Source organism: Micromonospora endophytica (genome assembly GCF_003236305.1).
In the GTDB taxonomy this organism is placed as follows: domain Bacteria; phylum Actinomycetota; class Actinomycetes; order Mycobacteriales; family Micromonosporaceae; genus Micromonospora; species Micromonospora endophytica.
This window is the reverse complement of the sequence record NZ_POTX01000411.1, coordinates 1-3,122: the sequence shown is the minus strand read 5'-3', so window position 1 is coordinate 3,122 and position 3,122 is coordinate 1. Positions and strand designations below refer to the sequence as shown.

Sequence of the window (3,122 nt, the reverse complement as noted above, 5' to 3'; positions counted from 1 at the left end):
GGAGATGTGTATAAGAGGCAGGATGTCGGCGAGTCGCTGTCGCAGATCCGCGGCCCGGCGGCGGGCGTCGCGTACGGACAGCGGCAGGGGTGTCCAGCCGGCGGCGCGGCCCAGCTCGACAAGGGGTGGCACGAGGTCGATGTCGGCGAGCACGGCGGCCGGTTCGCCGTCGATGACGGTGCCGTCACCGGGCAGGTAGAGCAGCCGGTCGGCGTACTGCACCACGCGTTCGAGGCGGTGTTCCGCGACCACGACGGTGACCCCGAGGTCGTGGACCAGCCGGGTCACGGTGGCCAGGACGTCCTCGGCGGCGGTGGGGTCCAGGGCGGAGGTCGGTTCGTCGAGGACCAGCACCTGGGGATGGCTGGTGAGCACGGCACCGATGGCGACCCGCTGCTGCTGGCCGCCGGAGAGGGTCCGCAGCGGGCGGTCCCGCAGCTCGGCGATACCGAGCAGGTCGAGGGTCTCCTCGACGCGTTTGCGCATCACCGCCGAGGGCAGGGCCAGTTGTTCCATGCCGTACGCGAGTTCCTCCTCGACGGTGTCGGTGACGAAGCCGGCGAGCGGGTCCTGGCCGACGACGCCGACGACGTCGGCCAGGTCACGCGGTGGGTGGGTGCGGGTGTCGCGGCCCTGCACGGTGACGGTGCCGTACAGGGTGCCGCCGGTGAAGTGCGGCACCAGTCCGTTGATGGCCCGCAGCACTGTCGACTTACCGGCGCCGGTACGGCCGGCGACCAGGCACAGCTCACCTTCGGGAATGCGTAGGCACACCTCCCGCAGCGCCGGCTCGCGGGCCTCGGCGTACCGGACGGTGACCCGGTCGAACTTGATCATCTCGGTGTCTCCGGCTTCGGTGGGGCGGTGAGCTTCGACGGGGCGGTGAGCTTCGGTGGCGGTGCCAGCCAGGCCGGCGCCACCGCGACCACCACGGCGAGCAGCGTCAACGGAGTCAGCTCGGGCCAGGTGAGCGGGCTGACCGGCGGATAGAGCCGGGCCGGCTCCAGCGCGCCGGCCGCCATCAGCAACGCGGCGGCGGACACCCCGCTGGCGGCGACGGCGAACTCCGGGCCCCGCCAGCGGTCCGGCCGGTACCGGCTGCGCCGGACCCGGCGGCCCGCCAGCAGCATCCCGACCACTGCCGTCGCCAGCCCGGCGAGCAGCATCGGCAGGCCGAGGTAACCGGGCACGGTGGCGTCGAGCAGCCCGTACGTGCCGACACAGACACCTGTCAGCCCGGCGAGCACCAGCCCACCGGTGAGGACGCGGGCACCGCCCGGAACCGCCGCGCTGCGGCCGTACCCGCGCGAGTCCATCGCCGCCGCGAGCGCGAGGGACCGGTCCAGGGCGTCGGCCAGCACCGGCAGGGCGATGCCCCGCAGGGCCCGCAGGCCCTGACCGGCGGCTCCCCGCAGCCGGCGGGCCCGGCGTACCCGCAACACGCTCTCCACCAACTGCGGCGCGACCGACAACGCGACCACCACTGCCGTGCTCACCGCGTACAGGGCACCGGGGACGGCCTTGAGCAGGCGTTTCGGGTTGGCCAGGGCGTTGGCGGCACCGAGGCAGATCAGCATCGTCGCCAGCCGCAGCCCGTCGTAGCAGCCACCGAGAAGCTGCTCGGCGGCGACCGGCCCGAACAGCCGGATGCCGGCCGCCCACTGCGGCAACGGCACCTCCGGCAGATCGATCAGGACGGTGTCCCCCTGGCCACCGCCGAAGACGAGGCGGAACACCACCCGCATGGCCACGATCACCGCGCCGAGCACCAGGTACATCCGGAACGCCAACGCCCAGGGCGCGTCACCACGACGGCGTACGACCACGAGCGCGGCAGCCGCGACGATCATCGCCAGGGGTAGCGGGTTCGTGGTGTGACTGGCCGCGGTCGCCAGCCCGAGCGCCCACAGCCACCAGGCACCCGGATGCAGCAGCCGCGGCAGCCGCCCGCGTCCCGGCGTGACGGGCCGCGCGACAGGTGGCGCCGGCCGGGCCGGTGGGCTGTCGGCGGTGGCCTGGTCAGTCATCAGGTGTGGCGCTGCGCCGACGACGCGCCGCGACGATCCCACCACCGGCCAACGCCACCAGCAGAATCAGCCCGGCCAGGGTGCCGAACGGCGGTCCGTCGGTGTCGCGGGCCGCGGTGACCTCGGTCGGCGGGAACGGGTCCGTGGCATCGACAGCGGGCGTGGCGGAGGCGGCCCCGAGCGGTGCGGCACCGGCGGTCGTGGTTGTCGGCGGCGTCGCGGGGGACGGCGGGACGGCGGTCACTGTCGCGCCGGCGGGGCCGGTGGGTGTGGTGCCGCCCGGCCCCGCCGGTACGACAGGTCCACCGGCGACCGGCGGTGGGGCGGCCGCGGAACCGGGTGGAGACGCCGGGGTCGGCGCAGGCGGCGGTGCCGGCGCGGTGGTGCGCGGCGGCGGCGCCGGTGGCGTGGTGCGCGGCGGCGGCGCCGGTGGCGTGGTGCGCGGCGGCGGTGCCGGCCGGACGGGAGCCACCGCAGGCCGGGGAGGGTTGTCGGTGCCACGGTTCAGGGAGAAGGACCAGCCTTCGAAGCTGCCCGCCGGTGGCGTGCGGTTCAGCACACCCTTGTCGCTGTACGTCCAACTGCCGCCGTTCGGCGCGTGCCAGTACGACCAGTAGGCACTGGCCGGCGGGGTGTCGACGCACTTCTCCGTACCGGCCGTGGGTTTGCCCTCGATCCGGCAGATGAATCCCTCGCCCCAGCGCAGCGTGCCGGCGACCTGGAAGCCGGCGTTCTTCAACGCCGCCAGGCCGGTGTCCTGGTCACCGCTGGCGCACCGGACGATCGTGCCGCCGCCGAGTTCCTTGAAGTCCACCACCACCGTGACGCCACCACTGTCCGGGCAGTACCCGGCGCTGCCGGCAGCCACGGCCGGCCCCGGTGCGGCGAGTGCGCCGGCGGCGACCAGGGCGAGGACGAGTGCGGCGTGGATCGTCCGGGCGCTCATGCCTTCCGCCGGCGGCCGAGCACCAGCAGCACCGCTCCGCCACCGAGCAGCAGCAGCGCGGTCAGCAGGTACGTGCCGATCGCCGCGCCGGTGGTGGGCAGCCGGCCACCGCCGCCCGGGGCGGGACTGGTGGCGGAGGCGATCGGCGT

Annotated in this window: 4 protein-coding genes; all 4 read right to left on the bottom strand. The window is 74.7% G+C overall.

Features of this window, described 5'->3' with window-relative positions:
- A partial coding sequence (locus tag C1I93_RS29890; protein ID WP_146603612.1) for an energy-coupling factor ABC transporter ATP-binding protein occupies positions 1 to 837 on the bottom strand: 837 nt, incomplete at its 3' end.
- Entirely contained in the window at positions 834 to 2,027 is a 1,194-nt protein-coding gene (locus tag C1I93_RS29885) for a CbiQ family ECF transporter T component (protein WP_111246587.1), read from the bottom strand. The genes C1I93_RS29885 and C1I93_RS29890, both read right to left, overlap by 4 nt.
- Positions 2,020 to 2,973: an SCO2322-related protein gene (locus C1I93_RS29880; RefSeq protein WP_111246586.1), complete on the bottom strand. Its 954-nt coding sequence runs from the start codon at positions 2,971 to 2,973 to the stop codon at positions 2,020 to 2,022. The genes C1I93_RS29885 and C1I93_RS29880 overlap by 8 nt, the downstream gene beginning before the upstream one ends.
- A complete protein-coding gene (locus tag C1I93_RS29875) occupies positions 2,970 to 3,116 on the bottom strand; it encodes an LPXTG cell wall anchor domain-containing protein (protein WP_369007962.1) in 147 nt (48 codons plus the stop codon). Before C1I93_RS29875 ends, C1I93_RS29880 begins: the two co-directional genes overlap by 4 nt.
- Positions 3,117 to 3,122 lie beyond the last annotated feature (6 nt).

Bases quoted from the DNA above. Each gene is read 5' to 3' on its own strand.
- C1I93_RS29885 (WP_111246587.1), bottom strand. From the start codon at position 2,027: ATGACTGACCAGGCCACCGCCGACAGCCCACCGGCCCGGCCGGCGCCA.
- C1I93_RS29880 (WP_111246586.1), bottom strand. From the start codon at position 2,973: ATGAGCGCCCGGACGATCCACGCCGCACTCGTCCTCGCCCTGGTCGCC.